The organism is Algoriphagus sp. oki45 (assembly GCF_036245605.1).
Taxonomy (GTDB): domain Bacteria; phylum Bacteroidota; class Bacteroidia; order Cytophagales; family Cyclobacteriaceae; genus Algoriphagus.
In genome coordinates this window covers 1,975,586-2,000,543 of record NZ_BTPC01000001.1, presented here as the reverse complement: position 1 = coordinate 2,000,543, position 24,958 = coordinate 1,975,586, and the positions used below count along the sequence as shown (strand labels likewise).

Below are 24,958 nucleotides of genomic sequence, written 5' to 3'. Positions count from 1 at the left end.
ATTTCGTTTTCATTTTCCTACCTTAAGTTTCTGACCTTAATTTGATGCCATGCGTTTTTTCAGATTCTTTCTTGTCATTACTCTATTCACCTCTGCTTCTGTGCTTGCGCAAGAGGATATTGAAGCAATCAAAAAAGCCGCTCAAGGGCTACAGCTCAGACCTATAGGACCAGCTACTATGGGAGGTCGGATTGCAGACATTGCCGTTAACCCTCAAAATAAAAGCCAATGGTACATTGCAGTGGGGTCTGGAGGAGTCTGGAAAACAGAAAATGCCGGGATCACTTGGAAGCCGATTTTTGATGATCAGCCTTCATATTCAATAGGTACTGTGACTTTGGACCCAAAGGATCCGAACGTGGTATGGGTTGGAACGGGAGAAAATGTAAGTGGACGTCATGTAGGATGGGGCGACGGAGTCTATAAGAGTTTGGATGCGGGAAAATCCTGGGAAAATATGGGCTTAAAAGGATCTGACCATATCGGGAAAATCCTGATTGACCCAAGAAGCTCGGCTATAGTCTATGTGGCAGCAGAAGGTCCCCTTTGGTCTCCGGGAGGTGAGCGAGGTGTCTATAAATCAACTGATGGCGGAAAGTCCTGGACCAGATCACTTTTCATCGATGAAAATACCGGAGTAACTGACTTGGAGTTTGATCCTTCAAATCCTGATGTACTTTATGCTGCGGCTTACGAACGAAGAAGAAAAACCTGGTCCCTATTGGCAGGAGGTCCCAATTCTGGAATCTACAAGTCTACGGACGGGGGGCTAACCTGGAGGAAGATCAATTCGGGTTTGCCAAGTGGGGAGATAGGGAAAATCGGATTGGCGGTGACTGCTGCGAATCCCGATTATGTCTATGCGACTATTGAAGCCAATGGAGGAGGAAGTGGCTTTTATCGCTCTATGGATAAGGGTGAAAGCTGGACTAAAAAAAATGGTTATATCTCTGGAGGCACAGGGCCACATTATTATCAGGAAATAGAAGCCTCCTCTACAAATCCCGATTTGGTATATCAAATGGATGTGTTTCTTCATGTGACCCGAGATGGAGGATCTCAGTTTGATTATTTAGAGACTGGAAGAGACAAGCACAGCGACAATCACGCCCTTTGGATAGATCCAGACAACGGAAAGCATCTGATCGCCGGGTCAGATGGAGGATTGTATGAAAGTTTTGATGAAGGGATTAGGTGGAGACATTTTTCCAATCTGCCGATTTCTCAGTTTTATAAGATTGCCTTGGATCAAGCAGAACCATTTTACCATGTGGTTGCAGGTGCTCAGGATTTGGGGACGCTGATCGGCCCTTCACGAACCACTACTACCGAAGGTATTGAAAATCATCATTGGTACGTGCCTTTGGGGGCAGATGGCTATGATGCAGCCTTTGATCCTGAGGATCCTTCCACCGTCTATATGGAGATTCAAGGTGGAGAGCTCAACCGATTGGATAGAAAAACCGAGGAACTGATAGACATCAAACCCCGACCTGAGCCCAATGATCCACCGGAAAGATGGAATTGGGACAGTCCCATTTTGGTAAGTCCTCACGATAGTAAAACTCTCTATTTCGGCTCTCAGCGGGTCTGGAAAAGTACGGATCGTGGAGATTCATGGACCCCTGTGAGTGGTGATCTTACTACCAATACCAACCCATACACACTGGAAATGATCGATCAGGTTCCAAGCATAGATGCACTTTATGATAATGGTGCCATGTCGGTCTATGCCACACTGACCAACCTGGCTGAATCTCCCATGAAGAAAGGCTTGATTTATACCGGTTCGGATGATGGCTTGATTCATCTGACTGAGGATGGGGGCAATACTTGGAAGAAAGCCGCGACACTTCCTGGCGTACCCGAACGCTCATTTATCAATGACCTAGAGGCATCTGCTCATGATGAGCATGTGGTTTTTGCCTCCGCCGATGCCCATAAGTTTGGAGATTACAAGCCTTACCTTTTCATAAGTTCCAATAAAGGTGCTTCCTGGAGGTCGATTGTAGGAGATCTTCCTGCAGAGACGATTGTCTGGTCTATCAAGCAGGACCCAGTGGATCCAAATCTTCTTTTTATTGGGGCAGAATTCGGGATTTATTTCTCTCCAAATCAGGGGAAAAACTGGGTTCGTCTTTCAGGTGCGCCCACCATTTCGTTTCGTGATATCGAGTTGCATTCAAGAGACCATGACTTGGTTGGAGGCTCATTTGGAAGAGGTATTTTCGTTTTGGACGATTATAGCCCATTGCGGGGGTTAGGGGAGAAGGTTCAGCGCAATTCACTTTTCCCGGTAAGAGATGCCTGGTGGTATATTCCCTCAGCACCATATCAGGCGGAAGGGATGCCTTCTCAAGGCTCTTCAGCCTTCCGCACTCCCAATCCAGAATTTGGAGCCGTCATTTCCTATTTTGTAAAAGATATCCCAATGACCTCTTCTGAAAAAAGGAAGGAGACCGAAAAAGTTGCCGCTGCAAAGGGTGAGGATATTCCTTTCCCCGGTTGGGATGCCTTAGCAGCAGAATCGAGGGAGCGTGCCCCTGAGGTCATGCTGTTGATCCGGGATGGGCAAGGTGAAGCCATCCGATGGATCGAAGGAAAATCAGAGAAGGGATTGCATCGGGCCAGTTGGGATCTAAGATTGCCGGCTCCCAATGCGATTTCTTTAAGCAAGCCAGACTTTCAGCCACCTTGGGTCACTGATCCACAGGGTCCTTTAGTTGCTCCGGGCACCTATCAGGTGGAGCTGTTTATTTTGAATCAAGGTAAGTTAGAATCGCAGGGTGAGGCTCAGTCTTTTGAGGTCAAGCCCATTCCAGCGATCAGTAATTCAATTGATTTTAAGGCAAATGCATCTTTTCACAAGCAAATTACGGAGCTCTACCGAAAGGCAGAATTGGAAGGAAGAAAACTGGGAGAGGTGAGTGCAAAAATCCCGTACATGCGTGCAGCTTTGATGCACACCAGCAGTGCTGAGCCTGATCTTTTTGAAGGATTGCAGGAAATTGAAAATGGGCTTAAAGACAGGCAGGAAGCCCTTTATGGAGATGGCATCAGAAATTCTAAAAATGAGCCTTCCAGTCCTTCTTTGATGACAAGAGTATGGCAATCACAAAATTGGGGTACTACTCAGGCACCAACCGCAACTAATAGAAGAAGCTATGAGCTTGCTCTTTCCGGATACGAGCAATACTTGAAATCAACCGAAGCCTTTTTCCAAAAAGTAGAGGAATACGAGGAGAAACTGTCTAAAGCTGGAGCACCTTACACTCCTGGCCGAGTCAAATAAGGCTGAACACCATAATTAGTGGCGATATAAATAATTAAATATTTTTCCTTAACCCTAAGATTATGAAATACCTCATTACCATCCTTACTTTGGTCTACATGGCTGCCTGTCAATCTCCTACAGAATCTATGGAAGAAAGCCCTGAAAACCCGTCAAAGCCCCGTACCATCATCACTACCGACGGGGAGATTGATGATGTGGATTCCTTTATCCGAATGTTGCTTTATGCCAATGAATTTCAAATCGAGGGCTTGATTTATTCCTCTTCTATGTGGCACTATGCAGGAGATGGGAAAGGAACTCTTTTCACTTCCGAAATGGAGATGACCAAAAACATGTATGGAGCCAAGACAGATCTCCGGTGGCCGGGAGTGGAGTGGATGAATCCGCTTCTGGATGCCTATGAGGCCGTTTTTCCCAAACTTAGCCAACATGCCGAGGGATTTCCGACTGCAGAGTACCTCCGTTCAGTAGTCCGAGTAGGGAATATTGAATTTGAAGGGGAAATGGAAAAGGACACGCATGGTTCGGAGTTTATCAAAGAAAAGCTTCTGGATGAAACTACCGAACCGATCTATCTGCAAGCTTGGGGTGGAACAAACACCATCGCCCGAGCCTTGAAATCTATTGAAGATCAATACAAAGGCACCTCGAAATGGGAAAGCATTTACCAAAAGGTAATCGACAAAGCCATCATCTACGCCATTCTCGATCAGGATGCCACCTATAGAAACTATATCGCCCCGAATTGGCCGGATTTGAAGATTTATTACAATTCCAGCCAGTTTTGGTGTTTTGCTTATGCGTGGAAAAATGCTGTACCTGAGTCCCAACACTATTTGTTTGAAGGGAAATTTATGGGGGATGAAATCATCAACAATCACGGTCCGCTCCTGAAGCAATATTACAGCTATGGGGATGGACAAAAGCAGGAAGGAGATGACGAGCATATCCACGGCGATCCGACCCGATTGAAAAATGCCCAATGGGGGACTTTTGGTGTTTATGACTTTATCTCTGAGGGAGATTCTCCGGCATTTCTACATTTGATCGATGTGGGGTTGGACAACCTGAACAATCCAGGCTGGGGAGGCTGGGGAGGTAGATTAGTGCAATCTCCCGAGCAACCCAACCGATGGGAGGATGGGGCAGGTGTCTTGGACTACAGCCCTTTCAAAGACACCTTGGATGCGAATTATCCTCAGGTCCGTTGGGTAGAAACTATACAGCAGGACTTTGCAGCTCGGGCAGACTGGTGCGTGATGGACTACAAAGACGCCAATCATGCACCAAGTATTTCGGCTGTTGGTCCTACTCACTTTGCGGCTTCTCCCGGTCAGAAGGTTCGAATAGAGGTGCAGACCAGTGATCCTGATGGGGATGTTCTAGAGACTCGGTTTTGGGTGTATCAGGAAGTCGGGACTTATCCAGGCAGGCCAGAATTGATTCCCAACGGCAACCAAGTGGAGGTAATACTGGATCCCATGGCACTGGGTATGCTTCACATTATCGCCGAAGTGAGAGACAATGGGGACCATCCAATGACCCGATATATGAGGTTTGTGATTGAAGTAGTGCCTAATTTATCTTCATCCCAGGCAGGTATTTCGCTTTTCTGACCTTCATCTTTGTGATCTTGTGGACTAGCGGACTAATTCTACAGCTAGTATAGCAAACTGTGCCTGCCAAGGAGAGATCACTTCCTTCCATTTCCAGTTTTCTGCGGGAGGATGATTTTCCACTTTTCTCTCCCCGGTCAGCGGATGAATCCAAGTGGTTCGAAAGGGGAGTTTGGAAGGATTGGCAATGTTGAGATGAGTGCGCTCGGCCTCTTTTGGAAGCAGGATCAGCCAAGTATCCTGGTGGTCGGTAAGCACCATACCATTGTTGGAATAGTTGTCCTTTTCCAGTCTTGAATTGGTTGTGATTTTTGGGTAACTCGGCTCCAACTCCTCAAATGGGAACTCGGAAAATATTTCCTGTAAATGCCTGTAGTACTCATAGCGTGGGGCAGGCAGGGAATTTTCCTCGTCCAAGGCATCGTAGACCACTATATTCCAAGCCGCATTCTGCCAGTAGTACGAGCCATAGACCCCTCCAAAAATTGTCTCATAGGCCCTTTCGAGGCAGACTGCTGCATCCGTGTAGGTGCCCAAAAAAGACTGGAAAGGTCCTTTTTCATACCCCCCATGCTCAATATTGAAAACTGGCTTGTCTGGATGGAGACCCACTGCATCGATCATGTGATTGTATAGTTGGCTTCTCCAGCTTTGAATAGAAATAAAGTCCACCTGATCCGGTCTTCGGGAGTTATATTCGTAGTCGTGCACAGTAATCAGGCGGTCGAAGGCATCCAGCTTTCGGATTCTTGAAATCCGCTCATCCAGATACGGAATGTCACATCTTCCATAATCAAGCGCCTCTTTGGATACATCCCAGATGATATTTGGAAATGCCTGGTATCGCTTGATAATGTAGTCAAAGTAGCGGTTGTCTTCTTTGGAGTACATCTCCGGCCAGTTCACTTGCTTATTCCATACATAGATCATGAGGTGAGCATCCATATTTCTTTTTTGCAAAGCCAAAATAACGCGATCTAGGTTTTCAAAAAGTTGGGTGTTAAGCGTACTGAAATCCGGATTTTCATTGGTCCCGCCGTATGGAGAGTAATTTGGTCTTCCAAAAAAGTATCGATCGGGAACAGAAGTATCGATTTTCCAACCAACATCGTATGCATAGACATTCATGACCACATGATTGAATCCATTTTTTGAAATATCATCAAGGATTTGATCGGTTTTGGGTGTGCCTTTTGGGTCTGCGTAATCCAAGGCAAACAACCAATCCAGCTCAAAAGCCAAGGGGAAATGAGATTCGCCATTGGCGTATTGGAATTTTTGCGGTTGTACCGGATTGATTTGTACCGGACCTTTCGACTCAAAAAATGGACCGCCGGAGATGGTGAATTGACCTTTTTTCCCGGCTAGATCCGGGTCAGAGGAATAAGTGATGTAGGTCCAAGTACCTGTGGTCCCATGTGAAAACCGGATACGGTAGTCATTTTCTCCATCAAAAAATCCGGGAATAGTCAGTGATTCTCCACTGGGTCCTCGAAAAATAGCACCAAAGGAAAGATCCCAAGCATCGGGTTTGGTGGTCTTTTGGGAAGAAAAAGAAAGATCAATCACCTGGTAAGGTTGGAAGCTTTCCTTGCTTGGGGTCGGTCCAGCCAAAGTCGGAATCTGTGTCATTCCATCCAAGCGTAATCCGAAAATGAGGCAAAAGCTTAGAAATAGGTGTTTTTTCATTAGGTTCGAGAAAGTAAGTAACCCTGAAATATACTCGTCTCTTTATGGATTTTGGAAAAATTACCCCCTTTTTCATTCTCATTTTTATAGAAAGTCTATTCCTCTCCTGTAAACCGCTCTCACTGGATCCATCACTAGCTTCGGCATTTCCACAGGATAATTGGGAAAAAGTTTCCTACTTGGAGGTGGGTCTGGATTCGATTCAGTTGGAAAAAGCGCTGGATTACCTCGCCTCCCAGTCTTATGGGGATGGAGTTTCTGAGGTGGTGATAGTGAGAAATGGGAGGGTGGTTTTTCAGGGGGATTCTGTCACTAAGTCTCACAATATCTACTCCTGTACCAAAGGATTTACCTCTTTGGTAATGGGGCTTTTGGAAGCCGAAGGGCGGCTTTCGATCCGTGATAAAGTTTACAAAACTTTACCCGAACTAGAATCCGGATATGCTGAGGTAACGTGGGAACATTTTGCTACCATGACCAGCGGCTATAGTGGGGCTGGCATCAGCCGCTGGAACGAAGAAAACTCAGATTGGTCTTGGACTCCTTACAGCCCGGAAGCTCCCCATTTTACTCCAGGAAGCCATTATGAATATTGGGATGAGGCACAGATGATGTTTGGGAAAGGACTTACCACCCTTTTGAATGGATCGATGAAGTCCTATTTGGATCAGAAAATCATGTCCCCAATCGGGATTGATTCTTGGTCTTGGGCATCGGAACAAGCCCTGGAAAACGGAATAGCCATCCAAAACGGATGTACAGGAATTAGTTTAAATGCCCTGGATGCTGCCAGAGTTGGTCTTCTCTTTTTGAACCAAGGAAAATGGGAAGGAAAGCAACTCATTCCTGAAGAGTTTGTCAAAAAAGCCCTTTCCGCTCAAGTCGCCGCTTCCGTTCCTGTTTATCCAGGTGATCGGGCCAGCGTAAAAGGTTCTGGTTCATATGGGTATAACTGGTGGGTAAATTCTACCGATGGGCTGTCACGAATGCCGGATGCACCTTTGGGAGTGGCCTACTTGAGTGGGTTGAACCACAATATCATTCTCGTGGTGCCAGAATGGAACATGCTTCTGGTCAGATTAGGAGATGACAAAAATCCTGATTTACCCAAGCATGTGGTTTGGAATGAGTTTTTGAGACTCGTTGGTGAGGCTTTAATTGACTCGTGATTTGGCAAATAAAAGCTTTTAGTCCATCATTCCTTTACCCGCTAATATCTTCGGAATACATTTTTCGATCCGGCTGAGTCGGGTGGCCGACTGCTTGGCTCCGCTGAGGTGGATCAAGTAGCCTCGCTGACGTCCGGGAGTCAGTGCAAAAAAGGCCTTTTCCAAGCCTTCGTGTTCTTCAAATTTCTGAATGAGTTCTTTGGGGATTTTGGAGCCGGTTTGCCGGGGAGATTCGACTTTTTTTCCTTGATTTTCGATTTGAATTGCCTGAGAAATGAATTCGGGAATATCCTTTTTCCATTTTTTCACCTGAGTCAAATCGGTAAAGCGAAGGACTTTTGCCTGCTGGGAATTGGGTCCGGGAAATTCCAACAAGCCTTTGGGATCTTCGATCAGAATCCCTTTCAAAAAACTTAAAACACAGGAATCATTGAATACACCCAGCATGATGACGTTTTTCCCATTTAGGGTGTAGGTAGGCACGCCCCATTTTCTTTCCTCAACCAGTTCAGTCTCCAGCAAAACTTGCCTGAGTTGTTCCAATATCGGCGTCCATAAATGGACCTTGCAGGCTGGAGTTCCTCCTTTTGAGCAGCGCATACAGCCTTCGAGGAGAAACTGGTCGACTTGGGGGTTCATGGGGTTAAAGGTTAAGAGGTTCGATGTTCAGGGTTCAAAGTTCATCCACTTGTCGATAAATGGGAAACTTTGAACTTCGAACTTCGAACTATTTTCCAATAACCCAATAACCATACACGCTCTTATTCCTCCCGAAACTCCAAAATATCCCCCGGCTGACAGTCCAAGGCCTGACAAATGGCTTCCAAGGTGCTGAATCGGATGGCTTTGGCTTTTCCGGTTTTGAGGATGGACAGGTTGGAAAGGGTAATATCTACCTTTTCGGAGAGCTCGTTGAGGGACATTTTCCGCTTGGCCATCATCACGTCCAGATTTACGATAATTGCCATGGTCTAGATGGTTAGGGATTGTTCCTCTTTTAGCTTGGTGCCTTCTGTGAAAGCTTGGCCGACAATGACCAAGAAGAGTGAAAATATGAGGTATTTCCAATTAAACTCTAAGGATGAATTCAGTGAAAATGAAAAATTTCTGACTACTTGGGAGCTCATTTCATTGAATATCAGCCACTGGAAACCATATTCCATCAGACAATAGCCAAGAGCTAGGTAAGAAATTCCTCGCAGATAGGCGGCATTTTGAGAAATAAAGAAGTTTTCATTATCGCAATTCCTCAGGAAAAGAATTACCAGTACCACTCCCACTATTAGCAGGATGTAGGATAAAAGGAAAAAAGATTTCCAGAGAGAAAGCGCTTTCTCGATTGTGGAAAATTCTGTTTGTAGATACAGGTAGCTATCCGAAGCGGGCATAGAATAGAACTTGCCTTGAATGGGAACAGGATAATCAGTTCCAGGGATTTCAATATTAGCCAAGAAGGAATCTGGGATGTACTTCTTTTGTATTTTTAGAAAGTAGCCGTCGACAAGGACTTGCCCATCTTTTATTCTGAGGTAATATTCTGCCTCCAAGTTCATTGGCAATTTAAATTTACCAGTGGTACTTTTTGAAGTGACCCCCGCTAAATCCCCATTCTCGATTTTTTTGGCTTGGAAATCAGTTTTAATCAGAATTATTCCAAACAAACCGAAAGCTACTACACTCAGCCCCAAGCTGATATAGGTAATCCAAAGTAATATTCTGGTTATTTTCATTGGTTGATTTATACTGGGTGAGTTAAATAATTTTTTAGACGGTTAGCTCATTTTCAGACTGGATTTCCAAACCTTTTTTGAAAATCTGGGCTATGACAAAGACCACTGCAGCCATCATCAGGAAGGCTGAATAATCGTCCCATTGTTGATTGGCATTGGCGACCGGAAAGCCCTGTTTGGCCAGTTCATCGGAAACTCCCTGAGCGATCGCTCCAAGGATGCCCGCAGCAAAGATGTAGTAGCTGATCTTGGAGATCAGACGGGACATTTCCTGACTAAAGGGCTTGTGCAGATTTAGGTATTGAAAAATCAGGGTGATCAGATAGAAGGTATATGCCTTCAATCCATTTACTCCAATCGCCAAACCAAATAGGATCCCAAAATAGAGTTCACTTTGGGTGAAGAGTTCGCGAAGATCCAAAATCAGATACTGATTTTCCGGTGGAAAAACCCGGAATTGCATAAAGGCATAATTGAACATCAGAGCTCCTGTCTGATAACAAAGCGCGATGAAGATGATCCAAGAGATCACATGAAGAAACTTGATGACAAGATCGGTTTTGGAGGACATGGTTGGAGGAGGTTAGACGGTTAATTCATTCTCAGCTTGCAACTCCACTCCCCGCTTGAAGATCTGACTGACCGCCACAAGGATCGCTGCCATAAGGAGGAATTCATAAGCTCCTCCCATCAAGGAATAGACTTGATCGAGTTCGTACCCCTTTTTTGCCAGCCATTTGAAGGAGGCCGAGGCAAAAATTATCCCGATTCCAATCTGAAATGCGGTGTAGCTGACTGCTGAAATAAGCTTGGAAATCTTCTTGCTAAATGGATGCACCAGATTGATTTTCAAGAATATCCTGATGATCTGGTAAAAAAGATAGGCTTTCAATCCGATGATAAACAGCACCATCGAAATTACCCCTCCATAATACCAAGGATTGGCCTCTTTCAGGGAATAGAGATTCAATCCGTCAAATAGATTTTGAGCTACGATAGGATTAAACCAGCTGTAGATAAAAGTGAAAAGCAGGGCCCCTGCCTGAATGCATAGTCCGATAAAGATGGACCAAATGACCACGGTAATGAGCATCAGCGAAGGCTGATTGATCCATTTTTCTTTCCATTGTTCTGTTAGAGTTTTCATAGTGTTGAAATTGACTTTCCAAAAGTCAGTAAAAATTTATTGAAAAACAATAAATAAGTATTGAAAAAAAATATTTTAGAACAAAATGATTTTTCCCACAGACCTGAGAAAAGGACTCTAGGCTGATCGAAAAGTCTTTTATTTCTAGTGAAAGAAGTCTTTTAATGGGGATGAATAAAATGGAAATGATTAAGTGGTTTATATCCTAAAAAATGGGGGGGCTTAATTGATCGAATCTTTGATAAACCGGTAGTAAACCTTTTTACTTGATAAGACTTGCCAAAAACTCGGATGCGGTAAAAACCGGAAGTACTGACTTTTTATAGTCCAGTTTGTTTCTAGTTAAAATGAGGTCGCAATTGGATTGAAGTGCGCAGAAATATTGGACTGCATCTTCAAAATCGCTGAAAAGTGAAAAGAGACTCTTGTCTATCGTTTCCTGATTAGCTTCTGCCACTTGGCAAAGAATGGAGAACTTTTGAAGCTTGAGTAGGGCTGACTCTTTGGATTCAAATTTTGATAAAACATATTCAACTGTAGTGAAAGAAATAGGGGAGGTAAATAAAGAAATCTCCTTCCGGTCAGCCAAGGATACTATCTTGGCGATTGGCTCATAAAAGGGATGTCTTTCAGCCAAAAGATCCAAGATGACATTCGTATCCAAAAAGATTTTTCTCATCGGTATTTTTCCTCCAGATAGGCTTGGTAATCCTTCTTGTAATCGTAATCAGCAGGAATGGTATTTCCGTCAGTCAGACTTTTCACAAATGGGGTAATGGAGATTTCGTCTTTTTCTGTGGATTTGGAGGTGAGTGAGTTTAGATAGTTTTCTACCAATTTTGAAAGGCTCACCTGCTGATCAGATGCATAGGCTTTTGCCTTTTCGATAACACTTTTATCCAGTTTAAGAGTGAGCTTGGTATCCATGATTTTTTAATTGTACGTGTAAATATATAATTTTTTGGACGTACAAAATCGTATTATTTTGGTAAATCTTTTGAATACAAAGGCTTATCTCTGAAAAAACACAACCAAGCCATCCTTTCCAGCCACGGCGATGTCCAGCTTTCCATCTCGGTTGAGATCTTTCACTTCGAAGTAAATCCCCGAACCTTTCCCTTCGCCAAATGGACCGTAGCTTATGACGTTTTTCACAAAGGATTTTCCGTCCCACTTGAAATAATACAGTCCCACTTCATCTTTTCCTCCGGGATCTTTTCCGTTGTGTGCCCGGTAGCGCTTGCCTGTGATCAGTTCATTTTGACCATCTCCGTCCAGGTCCACCCATTCCAAGGTATGGTACTGGGAGTGGTAGGGGTCAATATCGTGTTTAATAAAGTCAATTCGGCCTTCCCGCTCGATCTGCTCCATCCAAAACAAGCCGTAGTCGTGGCCATTGCCTAGAATCAGGTCGTTTTTTCCGTCTCCATTCAAATCCGTCACGATGATCGGGATACTTAAATCTTTGAATCCATCCATGGGGTGAAAAACCCACTCTCCATAGCGTAAATCCGCAGGGGCTTCATACCAGCCCATGGAGCTGATCAAATCTCCCCATCCGTCTCCGTTGATATCCCCGAAGCCCAGTCCATGGCCTTGGGTCTCGAAGACCTCATATTTTTCAAACTGATTTGGTCCTACCCACTTGTAAAAAGCCAATGGTTTTCTAGGCGTATTGGGGACGATCTCCAAAGTGCCATCACCGTCCAAATCCCAAGCCCGGATGGTTTCAATATTCCCGGTTTCAGCAATTAGGTGTTCCTTCCATTCTCCGTTTTTGCCGGGATTTTCTTTCCAGATCAGTTTTCCTTCAAACCAGCCTCCGGTGATAAAATCCATATTTCCATCTCCGTTCACATCCATGGGGATCGTGGCAAAATCCTCATAGTATTCCCCAAAGCGTTTGACCTGACCAATTAGCTGTCGATCCAAAAATTCAGGGCCTTTGTACCAGTAGCTTCCCGATACCAAATCCAAGTGCCCATCTTTGTCCACATCTAGGATGCCTACAGACTCATAGCTTTCGTAGGCGATCAATTGCTTTTCGAAGCGGAGATTTTTGGTCTGGGAAAAGGAAAGAAAAGGAAGTGTTAAGGTCAGTAGGGATAGAAGGGCTTTCATTGACGATTTACGATTTTAGATTTACGACCGAAATAGGAACCTCAAATCTGTATTTTAATTGGTTCCCGAAAACAAGTATTAGTGGAATGATCTAAAAAACCATGCCACCAATAACTCAAAAAAGACGAATAACATGACACATTCATCGGACATCGATCATCCGGACATCGGGCTTCAAACTATTTCTCCATCGGATGCATCCTGAGCAATTCTTCCGGACTCCAGAATCCTTCCTTGTCTTTGACTTCATCTCTCACTTTTTTGACCAAATCCGGGGAAATGGGAGAGGCTTGATTACCAAATGAATTTCTCACGTAGGTCAAGACGGCGGCGATTTCGGTGTCATTGAGCATGCCTTCATACGGAGTCATGGGTACCTGCCCGGGATATTCTCTTCCAGCCACTTCTATTGGTCCCATAATTCCTTTAAGAACGATTTTGACCAATCGTTCAGGACTTCCGGTCACCCAAGGCGTACCTCGAAGCGGAGGAAATTGGGAAGCGGTCAATCCACCCCCATCCAATTGGTGGCAGGTGGCGCAGAAGCCTTCCCGGGCGTAAATTTCTTTACCCAAGACAAAAAGCTCTCTATCCGAACCGCTTAGCGAGGTCTTGATGTCTTCTTCTTTTTTCTCGGCTACCGAAAGTCCATTTAAATGGGCCACGGCGGTTTCCAAGGTTCGTGGAATCCAAGTCTGATCATTTTCCTGCTTTTCTGCCTCTGCCAAGATCGGCAAACCCTTTTCCTGAGGAAGCCATGAGGCAGCTGCTATTGCCTCCATTCTTACTCGTCCGTGGGAATCCTTGACTGCAGCCATCAGGAGATCTGCTTGGTCCGCTACCTGATGGCCAGTGTAGCGGAGTACTCGGGTGGCCGCTGCTCTTACCCGGTAATCAGAAGATTTCAGCAAGTCTTTTAATAAGGTCTGATCCACCTGATTGATTCCCCAAGTCACCCAAAGGGCTTCCAATCGATGGTGCTCGTACCGAGGATCATTCTTGTCCAAGTTGGCTAGCCAGGTTTTAACCGCTTGGGAAACTTCCTGAACATCTCTACCTCGCAGTTCTCTGCGGGTTCTGTATCGTGTTCGGTATTCGGGAAGCTTAAGATTTTCCAACAATTCGGAGATGCTTGCTCCGTCGATTTTTGCAGGGGTGACTAAAGGCCTTGATGGATAAGTCAAACGATAAATTCGTCCATGGACATGGTCTCTGAGAGGATCGCGGGCATTGTGCTGCATGTGGCCGATCAGGATATTGTGCCAATCGACGATGTAGAGTGAACCATCCGGAGCGATTTCCATATCCACAGGGCGGAAATTCCGATCCGAGGATTTGATTAAGTCCTGTCTCCATTGGGTGCTGAATCCCACGGTATCTTCTATCATCCGATGCTGTTTGGTACCCAAAAAGCCGATAGTATTATTGATAATCAGGTCTCCTTGGATTTCCTCCGGAAAATGCCTGCTGGAAATAAACTCCAATCCGGAGGTTGGTCTCACCATGTGGTCTTTTTCGATCAGATTGGGGCCTTTGAAGTTGGAATTGCCATAGCGGGGCAAAGTGGACCCGGGTAGCATCCAGTTAACATTGGGGCCTGAGGTCTCGGCATAGAAGTTTTGCCCCCAATCGTCAAATGCAATCCCCCAAGGATTTGGAATGCTCACCTGATTGACCCGCTCGAGTTTGTGTCTTTTTGGCTCGTACCGATAAAATCCCCCGTTTGTAGCCCTTATCGGTCCATAGGAGGTTTCTACATTGGTATGCAAAAAGACGCCCTCAGCCATATAGATCGCCCCGCTTTCATCCGTGGTGAAGGCCGAAATGGCATGATGCGTATCGTGATCATCAAAGCCTGATAGCAAGATGGTCTTTTTGTCCGCTTTGTCATCTCCATTGGTGTCTTCCAATAAAATCAGATTAGGACTTTGGGAGACATAGACTCCTTCCGGAGCAAGTTCAAAACCTACAGGGATATGAAGATTATCCGCAAAAGTGGTTTGCTTGTCAGCCTTCCCATCTCCGTTTGTATCCTCCAAAATGATCAGTTTGTCCTGGGGTCTGGGATCTCCGGGCTTGTAGTGGGGATAGCTGGGCATGGTCGCTACCCAAAGACGTCCCTTATTATCAAAGGAGAGTTGGACGGGATTAGCCAGATCGGGAAATTCCTGCTCGGAAGCAAAAAGTTCGATTTTGTAACCCTCAGGGACTTGGATGGTTTTTAGGGCTACCTCCCCGTATTTGTACTCCAGACTTCCGTTGGCTTGAGGATTGTAATTGGTTTCCACCTCGGGCAGGCTGCGTGTATTGGCATCTGCAGCCACAAGGTCTTTTACTCTTCCTTGATTGGCCTCCCAGATTGCGGTGTCCCTGATGGCCGTCATTTGTCGGATTTTTTCTATTTCGAAGGGATAATTGTCCGGGCCAAAAGGATCGTAGCGCCTGCCATATACATGGACTCCATTGGGGATTTTGTAGTCGTTGTGCCAAAGCCAGTTTTTCTCCATCACTGCCTGATGGATCAGTTCTATATTTGCTTCTGCCTTTCGGTCTTCTTTTCCGAAGAGTTTATCGGCCAAAAACTCTCCGAAAATCTGATATCCCTCTTCATTCAATTGGGAGCCATCAACGGTTAAGGGATTCTTATTGGAATCATACCATTTTTGACTGGCAGAAAAGGCATCCACAAAAACCAACTTATGCTTTTTGGCTATCTCTGCCATAGCTTCAGTGTAGAGCTTCAGCATTTCGTTTTCCTTTTTTCCGTTCGGCACATCTATGCTGGCACTCAGATCTTCGAAGGCAATAGGGGAAACCAAAGCCAGTTGCGGGGCAGATTTGCCATTGTATTGCTGGGCTTTGGAGTGAATCACCCATGCTCCCAATTCATCCTTGAAGTTTTGTAGCTTTTCTTTTCCCTGAAAGGACTCATTAAAACCAAAGAATCCCACCACAATATCTGCTTTGAGCCGGGAGAGCCATTGATCCGGTTTTTCCAAAAAACCCTCACTATTGGAATAGGTGCTGAATTCATCCTGAAATTCTTCCGCTCCGGGAAAAGCCCAAGGGTCATTGGAAGCCGATCTCGGACGAAAACCGGGAGTATCTCCCGGGTCGCATAAGTTGCGGATGAAAAGTGTACTGTCGGGATATCTCAGGTGCATTTCAGTTTCAAACCATCCGAATTCCATCATGCGGGAACCCAGGTTGTTTCCCACGAGAGCTATGCTGGAGTTTTTTTGAATCGGAAGGGTAGGGTCCGGGCTGCAGCTATTTAGAAACAATGCCAGAGGCACTAGGCAGGAGGTTAAAAACCAGATTGGGTTTTTTCTCATAATGATGGGTTAATGACTTGATAAGTATAGGCAGATTATGGCCAATTTTCAATAAAAGATTGATTCAAAGAGTGGTTTTGTACCCTCACTTTTTTTAGAAGGAAAGATAGAGCTATGCCTGAAAAAAACACCCAATTACAATCCTGTCCTATCCTGCATTTTAAATTATCTACACGATCATTAGACAGGAGGATTTAAAGCGCATAAACTTCAGTATTTGATCGGGGGTGTCCTGCTGTGTCCTGTGTGTTAACTGCTGATATTCTTGAATTTATGCAGGATTCGGCAGGATAGGATTGCATGGGTAAAAATGAAAATTGGCTATTACAAACTATCTCTCATCAATAAACCCGACCTTATGAATAACCACTATCTATCTAAGGTTAAAATCCGATTTTTGGGATTTTTACTAGTATTTGCCTGCATGAGTCTGCAGGTTTTGGGTCAAACCCAAACCATACGAGGAGTTGTCCTTTCTGAACCGGACAAGGAGCCTGTACCGGGTGCTTTGGTCCTGATCAAAGGCACTCAAAAGGGTACCGTCACTGACATTGACGGGTCATTTTCCATCGATGCTACTCCAGGAGAAATTCTGGTGGTTAGCTTTGTGGGCTATACCACCCAGGAAGTAGCTGTAGTTGCCGGACAAACCAATGTCAATATCAACCTGCCGCTTTCCACTTCAGATCTTTCCGAAGTGGTCGTAGTGGGTTATGGTAGTCAGATCAAGAAAGAAGTGACCGGTGCCATCCAATCGATCGGTGGAGACGAACTTCGGGATATGCCAGTATCTACCGTGGCCCAGAAGCTCCAGGGTAGACTTGCCGGGGTGCAGATCAATCAGACCACAGGTCAGCCTGGAAGAGGGATGCAGGTCCGTATTCGTGGACAGCTTTCTGTTTCCGGTGGTAGTGATCCTTTGTATGTGGTTGATGGATTCCCGATCACCGGTGATATCAATGCCATCAACCCTGATGAAATCGAGGATATTACCGTGTTGAAAGACGCAGCCTCCACCTCACTTTATGGTTCAAGGGCTGCAAACGGCGTAGTCTTGATTACCACCAAAAAAGGTAAGGCAGGTCAGACCAATGTAAATCTGAATGTATTTACGGGTTTCCAGAATGTTCCAATGGAAGGCAGATTGGAGATGATGAATGCTGAGGAATTTGCACAGTTCAAAAAAGAATATTTCGAAGATGCCGGTCAGGCCGTTCCAGTAGAATTTCAGAACCCTGCTCAATACAGGAATGAAAATAACGATTGGTATGATGCTCTGCTGCAGACAGCCCCTATCTCTTCTTATAACCTTACAGTCACTTCCAACACTGACCGGATGAATACAGCGGTAGTTTTGGGTGTTTTTGACCAGACTGGGGTTGTCATTAATACAGATTTCCAGAGATATTCCATGCGTTTAAATACCGATTACAAGCTCTCTGACAAAGTCAATATAGGATTGAATGTTGCACCGAACTACGTATATGACAATACTCCAAGGACAGACGGTACTAGGGGAACAGGTATTTTATTCAATGCACTGCACACTTGGCCGGTAATGCCTATTTACGACGAGGAAGGCGAGCTTACCTTCTTTAACCGATTCCCAGGAAATACCGGAAATATATTTGCCTATCCAAACTGGGTACGTTCTGCTCAAGAGATTGTCAATGAGACCACCAGACTCAATGTGCTGGCCAATACCTATTTGGAATGGAAGCCTATCAAAGGCCTTTCTTTGAAGTCTACTTTCAATACAGAAATCAATACTTCCAATTTCTTCACCTTTAACCCCTCTACAGCCACTTCCGCCATCAACGTAGCGATCCCTACTGTAGCAGTTTCTGTAAGGGAGAATGCTAACAACCTTTCTTGGTTGAACGAAAACATCGCTACTTATCGAACCTCCATCAACGACCATAATCTGGAGTTTCTTGCCGGTCTGGCCAATCAGCGATTCCGAAGTGATTTTACGCGAATTCAGGCAGATACTTATGCAGACGATCGTCTTCCTACTATTCAGGGAGCAATCAATATCAATCGTGGAGGCACAAGAAACGATGTGCAAGAATGGGCTTTGACTTCAGTTTTCTCCCGATTCACCTACAATTACAAAGGAAAATATCTCTTTACCGCTGCAGTAAGAGGGGATGGTTCTTCCCGGTTCGGTTCGAACAACCGTTGGGGGATTTTCCCATCTACCTCAGCGGGATGGGTTCTTTCTGACGAGGATTTCTTGGCCAATAACAAGACTCTTTCATTTGCCAAGTTGAGAGCGAGTTTTGGGGTAACTGGAAATAACAACATCGGTAATTTCACCCAGTATGCATTGGTGAACAACACAGTCAACGTAGCCTTTGGAAACAATGTCATCCCTGGTGCGGCTGTGACTACCTTGGACAATCCCAATTTGGGTTGGGAGACTACGGCCCAGTTTGATATCGGATTTGATTTAGGGTTTTTGGATGATAGGATTTCATTTACCTATGACTACTTCGTAAAAAATACCACCAACCTGCTTTTCGCTGTTCAAATTCCTCAGGAATCTGGTTTCACCAATTTCAATGACAACATTGGCGAGATCAAGTTTTGGGGACATGAGTTTGCCATCAATGCCATTCCTACCACAGGAGCACTGAAGTGGACGATCAATGCCAATATCTTCTTCAACCGAAACGAAGTAATCTCTTTGGCAGATGGAATTGATAGAGTTTTTGGATCTTTTCATATTACACAGGTCGGTCAGCCATTTGCCCAGTTTTATGGATTGCAGAAACTAGGAAATTATGCCAATGCTGAAGATTTGGCCAATTCTCCGATCATTCCCGGAAGATCTACGGTAGGCAGTATCAAGCTGGCAGACATCAATGGAGATGGGGTCATAACATTTGGTGGAAACAATGACGACCGAACCATCATCGGTAACCCATTCCCAGATTTTGTTTATGGTATTACCAACAACCTGAACTGGAAAAACTGGGATTTCAGCATCATCGGTTCTGGATCTCACGGAAATGAGTTGTATATGAGACACCTCTTCTCCACTGCAAACCTGGACGGGGTATTCAATATGGTACGAAGAGCGGGAGACCGTTTCCGATCTCCATCCAATCCCGGAGAAGGAATTTTTGGAACTACTGTAGGTGGAGGAGTAGTGACCGGAGTTGAGCGGGACTGGCCAAACAGTAATTTCGTCTGGGATGCCTCCTTCTTTACCATCCGAAATATCACCATGGGCTACACATTCACGAAGCTACCAAAGGCAATCAAGTCAGCCAGAATCTATGCTTCTGCACAGAATGTCTTCGTGTTTACCAAATACTGGGGTGGATCTAATCCTGAAGTAAGTATGCAAAACAACGGTCAGGGTGATGGAGGTAATCTCAGCCCTGGAGTGGATTTGGCTCCATATCCTGTACCTCGTACGATTACTTTCGGTGCCAATATTAATTTCTGATAAGGATCCATGTATTTGATCACCTACTAAAAATGAAAAAGAACATGAAAAAATATAATGTATTCCTTTTGTCTTTGGCTTTTGTTTTCAGCAGTTGCGAAGACTTTCTTACCGTAGTGCCTGAGACCTCCCTGAGTTCGGCTACCTTTTTCCAGACTGAAGCGGACTTTGTGCAGGCTGTCAATGCTGCCTACGCTCCATTGAGGCCTTATTACAATGACCGAGCATGGCTTTTGGGAGAATTGCATTCCGATAACCTATATTATGGAAGAAATATCCTCTTTGGTGCTACGGAAAACCATCAGAATCTGGCGGACTTTGCTGTGCCGATATCCGGAGGGACTACCCCAAATGTCCATGTCCTGAATGCATGGAGAAATCTCTACCTGATCATCGCCCGGACCAATCAAGTATTGGACAGAATAGATGCGGTAGATTTCAATGCCTCCTCAAAGAGCAATGTAAAAGGTCAGGCTCTTTTCCTGAGAGCATTCTCTTACTTCCATTTGTCTAGATATTTTGGACGTGTTCCCTTGCATCTCAAGCCGGTAGCAACCAGAGAGGAGTCTGCCTTGCCTCTATCAGATGAGGCTGAGGTTTTCTCTCAGATCATTGCTGACTTGACCGAAGCGGTTCCGCTTTTGCCACAAAAATCTCAGCAATTGCCAGGCAGAGTCACCCAAGGTTCTGCAAGGACTTTGCTGGCAGACGTTTATATTTATCTTAAGCGTTGGTCGGAAGCCGAGCAAGTATTGGCCCCCGTCATTTCCTCGGGTGAATACATGCTGATGCCGTCTTACGATATGGCGTTTTCGGAAAGTGTAAATAATAAAAACAACGCGGAGTCTGTCTTTGAGGTCCAATTCAAAGAAGGACCGGAAGGGCTTCAGGGTAATTTCATGTACCAATTTATGCCCAGACCGATTTCCATTACTGAATTGGCTCCGATCATGGGCACCATTAATCCACAAGAACTCGGTGGAGAAGGTCCTGCAGTACCTACCCCTGACTTGATAGCAGCCTATGAAGAAGGGGATTTGAGAGAAGAAGCATCCATTGGTTACATTTTCCTCTCGGCCAGTTTCCGAGATGACAAAGTATATCCTTACATCAAAAAATTCCAGAGCAACCATGTTCAGCATAACAACCATGGAATGAACTGGCCAGTCTATCGCTATGCAGAGGTATTGTTGCTGATGGCAGAGGCTCAAAATGAACAGGGAAAAAGTGGAGAAGCAGTAAATCTTCTCAATCAAGTCCGACAAAGAGCAGGATTGGGAGCTTCCACGGCTTCAGGACAAGCAGGTGTCCGTGAGGCAATTTTCAAAGAAAGGAGGGTGGAACTGGCCTTCGAAAACAAGCGCTGGTTTGATATCATGCGAACAGACCGAATCCAGGAAATCATCGTCCCTTATGGTCAGCGAATCATTTCCAATCCTCTGGATTACTACTATCCACCCGTTCCGGGGTCTGTACCACCAAGCAATGCCTTCACAGTGCTTGATAAATTTTATCCCTATCCTTCACTGGAGGCTGATTTGACACCGCATTTCTAAGTTGGTTTTCTTCAATTCGAATAGCCCTGTATCCAATTCAAATTCTTAGGAATTGTATTGGAACAGGGTTATTTTTTGGCAGATATAGCAGGACAGTCAGCAAAGTGATAAATAGTAAATAGCCTTTGTGAATGGCTCCCTTTTCCGTCAAATTATTCCCAATTTGTAAAAAAGAGAACATTCCATTTGAAAGCAATAAATCCTTAACCCTATGTTTCTAAATCGATTATCCAAAATCTTCATTTTAGTCCTGGGAGTATCGGTTCTTCTTTTTTCTTGTGCCAAAAAAGAAGAATCCCAGCGTCAGCTTACCGGAAATCCCAAGATTGATAAACTCAAACTTCCGGATGGCTTTGTGGCAGAACTGCTCTACAGCCCGGGGGAGCATGATCAAGGCTCTTGGGTGGCAATGACCTTTGATGACAAAGGCCGAATGATCACCTCAGATCAATATGGGTTTCTCTACAGATTAGAGTTGCCTCCCCTTGGATCAGATTCTACGGTCAAACCCAAGGTGGAGAAACTGATCGTAGGTAACGTGTCCGAACCTCAAGTGGGGATGGGCTATGCACAGGGCTTGCTGTATGCTTTTAACAGCCTTTACGTCATGGTCAACCACAATCCCAATGAGACTTTCAGTCAGCCTACGGGTTTGTACCGAATTCAGGATTTGGATGGAGATGATCAGTTTGAAACTGTCACCCAAATTCGGGAACTGAAAGGGCAGCAAGGTGAACATGGGCCGCACAGCATGAGAGTGACACCAGATGGAAAAGGCATTTACCTGATTGCAGGCAACCATGTAGATGTGCAAGAGATGAATTCCTATCGCTTGCCTCCTGTTTGGCAGGAGGACAATCTGTTCCCTTTGATCAAAGATCCACGTGGACATGCCAACAATCGAATGGCTCCGGGAGGATGGATTGCAAGAATTAACCCAGAAGGAACCGATTGGGAACTGATTGGAGCTGGCTTTAGAAATGCATTTGACTTCGATTACAATGAAGTGGGGGATATTTTCGCCTACGATGCAGATATGGAGTGGGACTTTGGAATGCCTTGGTACCGACCTACGCGAATCAATCACGTGACCAGTGGAGCGGAGTTTGGCTGGAGAACAGGAAATTCTAAATGGTCTCCAAACTATCCGGATAATCTTCCCGCTGTGCTGAATATTGGCCAAGGTTCTCCTGTAAATGCCATGTTTGGCTACGATGCCAAATTCCCTAGCAAATACAAAAAAGCACTTTATGCTTTTGATTGGAGCTTTGGGATGATTTACGCCATTCATTTGACTCCAAATGGTGCTACTTACGATGCTACTGCTGAGGAATTCATTTCAGGTTCTCCGCTTCCACTGACAGATGGAGCTATTGGACCTGATGGTGCTATGTATTTTGCCACAGGAGGAAGAAGACTGGAATCAGACCTTTACCGGGTGTATTACACCGGAGAGCTGGACAGCTATACACCAATGACCGAAGCAGACCTTCCTCAGGAAGCTAAAACCCGACGGGAACTGGAAAAATACCACGTCTCAGGGGCTCCAGCAGATGGTTTGGAAAAAGCTTGGGCACAATTGAGTCATGACGACCGATACGTGCAATACGCCGCAAGACTGGTATTGGAACATCAGCCGGTTGCTTCTTGGAAAGATAAGGCGATTGCCGAACCTGATCCCGCCAAAAAAATTCATGCGATTTTGGCCTTGGCCCATCATGCTACAGATGCTGACGCAGCAGCCATGCTCAATAGCCTGATGCAGATTGATTACAAAGGACTTTCTGCAAAAGACAAGCAGGACTTGCTGCGGACTATCGAAGTGATTCTCTATCGCTATGAAAAAGGGGCCGAGCCTGTCAAGCAGCAACTGACCGCCTATTTGGATCCAAATTATCCTGCCAATGACAATATGCTGGATCGCTCCCTTTCTATCCTGATGGTTCATTTGGATGCGCCTTCAGCGGTAGAAAAGACCTTGGCTCTCCTCAAAAATGCCAAAGACGATCCCAACTACCAAAAGACCTTTACTGCCTCCTCGGAGTTGATTTTCAGAAATCCTCAATACGGAATGGACATCGCCAATATGCTTGCCAACGTGCCACCTGCCCAAGCTACCTTCTATGCCACTGTTTTGGGTGGAGCGGATCAAGGCTGGACTTCAGGGCAACGGGAGGAGTATTTCGCATGGGTGAAAAATGCCCTGACCAATTACAAAGGAGGCCGAAGCTATGTGGGCTTCCTGGACCGGGCTAGAAAGATGGCATTGGCTTCAGTGAATCAGGCAGACTTTGAGAAGTATGATGAAATGTCAGGAGGTAAACTTCTTTCTTCTAGTGGAAACGATATCGTAGAGCCGGGCATCCAGCCAGAAGGCCCCGGCCGAAGATGGACCGTGGAGCAAGCCGAACCTTTGATGGCAGATCTGAGCGGACGAGATTTTGTCAGAGGAAAAGCCATGTACGCGGCCACGCTTTGTCAGTCTTGCCATACTATGCAGGGCGAAGGTGGGGCGATCGGTCCTGACTTGACTCAGTTAGGCACCCGCTTTTCTCCAAAGGACATCTTAGTTGCTACCATCAATCCTTCCGAAACGATCTCTGACCAGTATCATGCTACTGTTTTGGAGCTGAAAGACGGGGGATCCATTGTGGGTAAGCTGAATGATGAAGATGATCAAAACTATTATATCTCACAGAACCCTTTTGCGCCAAATGACATCAAAACCATCGCGAAAAGCTCGGTAGTGCTGAAGAAAAACGCAGAAGTATCGATCATGATGCCGGGTCTGATCAACCGTTTGAACGAGGAAGAACTCAAGGATCTCATGGCCTATCTGATCTCTTCCGGTAATCCCGATCATGAGGTATTTCAAAACAAAGCCACCGCACAAAAATGAACAGTAAGTTTGGTTTCAAGAAGCCTTCATTGATTTTGCTTGGATCGGCTATTTTCCTTTCCCTTGCATTGAGTTCCTACCAAACAGTAAATAGGTGGGGGGAGGCTGCCTTTCTGCTTGGAAAGGCCTTTAGCTTTGGATACTCTGATCCCAGAGAGGCAGATTTTGTACCCATTTTCGATGGAAAAAGTCTGGAAGGCTGGGAGTTTGATCCGGCTTATTGGAAGGTGACGGATGGAGCTATTCATGGAGAGACTACTGCTGAAAATCCCCTCAAAGCCAATACGTTTATCATCTGGAAAGGCGGAGAGCTGGATGATTTCGAACTGAAAATGGACTACTGGATTTCCGAAACCGGAAACTCAGGCGTGCAATACCGAAGTGACCTGTTTACTGAAGTGCCTTACGCTTTGAGAGGTTATCAGGCCGACATTGATGGGGGAAATCGCTACACAGGACAGAATTACGAGGAAAGGAAGCGAACTACTTTGGCCTATAGAGGACAGAAAACCCGAATCACTTCCCAACCCGACAGCATCAGCAATCTCCGGGACTTTGTGGTTAGAAATGCTTGGAAAGGCCTTAACCTTGTAGAAGATATTGAAGATCGTGCCGAGTTGGGCCAGCTGATCAAAGCCGGGGATTGGAACTCTATCCATATCGTAGCTCAAGGCAATGTGTTGAAACACTATGTCAATGGTACCCTGATGAGTGAGGTCCATGACGAAGATTCAAAAAACCGGATGCTGAAAGGCCTGATGGGCATGCAGATGCATGTAGGGCCTCCGATGACGATAAAGTTTAGGAATATTCAGTTGAAGAAAATGTAATGATTGGCCACAAAGGCAGAAAGGCGCTAAACTGATTTGGCGCCTTTTTTTCTTTGTGGTATTTTTCACTCTCTTTTTGACCAATGGCAAAATTCTCTTTGCTCTTTTGGTTAA

Annotated in this window: 17 protein-coding genes; 7 read left to right on the top strand and 10 right to left on the bottom strand. The window is 45.2% G+C overall.

The features are described from left to right. The first annotated feature begins 49 nt into the window (after positions 1 to 49). Both AAA942_RS08660 and AAA942_RS08655 read left to right on the top strand, forming a co-directional pair. Entirely contained in the window at positions 50 to 3,292 is a 3,243-nt protein-coding gene (locus tag AAA942_RS08660) for a WD40/YVTN/BNR-like repeat-containing protein (RefSeq protein WP_338219843.1), read from the top strand. A gap of 62 nt (positions 3,293 to 3,354) precedes the next feature. Continuing rightward, a complete protein-coding gene (locus tag AAA942_RS08655; protein WP_338219842.1) occupies positions 3,355 to 4,911 on the top strand; it encodes a DUF1593 domain-containing protein in 1,557 nt (518 codons plus the stop codon). A gap of 24 nt (positions 4,912 to 4,935) precedes the next feature. Here the strand turns inward: AAA942_RS08655 and AAA942_RS08650 are convergent, their stop codons facing one another. Beyond that, entirely contained in the window at positions 4,936 to 6,600 is a 1,665-nt protein-coding gene (locus tag AAA942_RS08650) for a DUF5060 domain-containing protein (RefSeq protein ID WP_338219841.1), read from the bottom strand. A 44-nt stretch (positions 6,601 to 6,644) separates the two neighbouring features. On the opposite strand from AAA942_RS08650, the gene AAA942_RS08645 reads away from it, so the two are divergent. Continuing rightward, the gene (locus AAA942_RS08645) at positions 6,645 to 7,769 is read left to right on the top strand and encodes a serine hydrolase domain-containing protein (RefSeq protein ID WP_338219840.1); all 1,125 of its coding nucleotides are present in this window, start codon (positions 6,645 to 6,647) and stop codon (positions 7,767 to 7,769) included. A gap of 18 nt (positions 7,770 to 7,787) precedes the next feature. Here AAA942_RS08645 and AAA942_RS08640 read toward each other — a convergent pair whose 3' ends face one another. From AAA942_RS08640 to AAA942_RS08600, 9 genes are all read right to left on the bottom strand, one after another. Continuing rightward, positions 7,788 to 8,408 carry a YdeI/OmpD-associated family protein gene (locus tag AAA942_RS08640; RefSeq protein ID WP_338219839.1) on the bottom strand — a complete coding sequence of 207 codons (621 nt, stop codon included), beginning with the start codon at positions 8,406 to 8,408 and terminating at the stop codon, positions 7,788 to 7,790. A 122-nt stretch (positions 8,409 to 8,530) separates the two neighbouring features. Beyond that, a complete protein-coding gene (locus tag AAA942_RS08635) occupies positions 8,531 to 8,737 on the bottom strand; it encodes a helix-turn-helix domain-containing protein (RefSeq protein ID WP_338219838.1) in 207 nt (68 codons plus the stop codon). Positions 8,738 to 8,740: 3 nt separating this feature from the next. Continuing rightward, entirely contained in the window at positions 8,741 to 9,499 is a 759-nt protein-coding gene (locus tag AAA942_RS08630) for a DUF2975 domain-containing protein (protein WP_338219837.1), read from the bottom strand. Between the two features lie 34 nt (positions 9,500 to 9,533). Further along, the gene (locus AAA942_RS08625; RefSeq protein WP_338219836.1) at positions 9,534 to 10,070 is read right to left on the bottom strand and encodes a DUF2975 domain-containing protein; all 537 of its coding nucleotides are present in this window, start codon (positions 10,068 to 10,070) and stop codon (positions 9,534 to 9,536) included. A gap of 12 nt (positions 10,071 to 10,082) precedes the next feature. After that, complete coding sequence (locus tag AAA942_RS08620) at positions 10,083 to 10,646, bottom strand: DUF2975 domain-containing protein (protein WP_338219835.1); 564 nt, start codon at positions 10,644 to 10,646, stop codon at positions 10,083 to 10,085. Between the two features lie 262 nt (positions 10,647 to 10,908). Next, positions 10,909 to 11,325, bottom strand: coding sequence for a type II toxin-antitoxin system VapC family toxin (locus tag AAA942_RS08615; protein WP_338219834.1), 417 nt, complete (start codon positions 11,323 to 11,325; stop codon positions 10,909 to 10,911). Then, complete coding sequence (locus AAA942_RS08610) at positions 11,322 to 11,573, bottom strand: DUF6364 family protein (protein WP_338219833.1); 252 nt, start codon at positions 11,571 to 11,573, stop codon at positions 11,322 to 11,324. Before AAA942_RS08610 ends, AAA942_RS08615 begins: the two co-directional genes overlap by 4 nt. An 84-nt stretch (positions 11,574 to 11,657) precedes the next feature. Continuing rightward, positions 11,658 to 12,767 carry an FG-GAP repeat domain-containing protein gene (locus AAA942_RS08605; protein ID WP_338219832.1) on the bottom strand — a complete coding sequence of 370 codons (1,110 nt, stop codon included), beginning with the start codon at positions 12,765 to 12,767 and terminating at the stop codon, positions 11,658 to 11,660. Positions 12,768 to 12,946: 179 nt separating this feature from the next. Continuing rightward, the gene (locus AAA942_RS08600) at positions 12,947 to 16,102 is read right to left on the bottom strand and encodes a PVC-type heme-binding CxxCH protein (protein ID WP_338219831.1); all 3,156 of its coding nucleotides are present in this window, start codon (positions 16,100 to 16,102) and stop codon (positions 12,947 to 12,949) included. Between the two features lie 358 nt (positions 16,103 to 16,460). Here AAA942_RS08600 and AAA942_RS08595 point away from each other — a divergent pair, with 358 nt between their 5' ends. The 4 genes from AAA942_RS08595 (at position 16,461) to AAA942_RS08580 (ending at position 24,844) form a co-directional block, all read left to right on the top strand. Further along, entirely contained in the window at positions 16,461 to 19,559 is a 3,099-nt protein-coding gene (locus AAA942_RS08595) for a SusC/RagA family TonB-linked outer membrane protein (protein ID WP_445083327.1), read from the top strand. A gap of 44 nt (positions 19,560 to 19,603) precedes the next feature. Continuing rightward, positions 19,604 to 21,115 carry a RagB/SusD family nutrient uptake outer membrane protein gene (locus AAA942_RS08590; RefSeq protein WP_338219830.1) on the top strand — a complete coding sequence of 504 codons (1,512 nt, stop codon included), beginning with the start codon at positions 19,604 to 19,606 and terminating at the stop codon, positions 21,113 to 21,115. Positions 21,116 to 21,326: 211 nt separating this feature from the next. Next, positions 21,327 to 24,014 carry a c-type cytochrome gene (locus AAA942_RS08585; RefSeq protein ID WP_338219829.1) on the top strand — a complete coding sequence of 896 codons (2,688 nt, stop codon included), beginning with the start codon at positions 21,327 to 21,329 and terminating at the stop codon, positions 24,012 to 24,014. Next, the gene (locus tag AAA942_RS08580; RefSeq protein WP_338219828.1) at positions 24,011 to 24,844 is read left to right on the top strand and encodes a 3-keto-disaccharide hydrolase; all 834 of its coding nucleotides are present in this window, start codon (positions 24,011 to 24,013) and stop codon (positions 24,842 to 24,844) included. The genes AAA942_RS08585 and AAA942_RS08580 overlap by 4 nt, the downstream gene beginning before the upstream one ends. Positions 24,845 to 24,958: the final 114 nt, after the last annotated feature.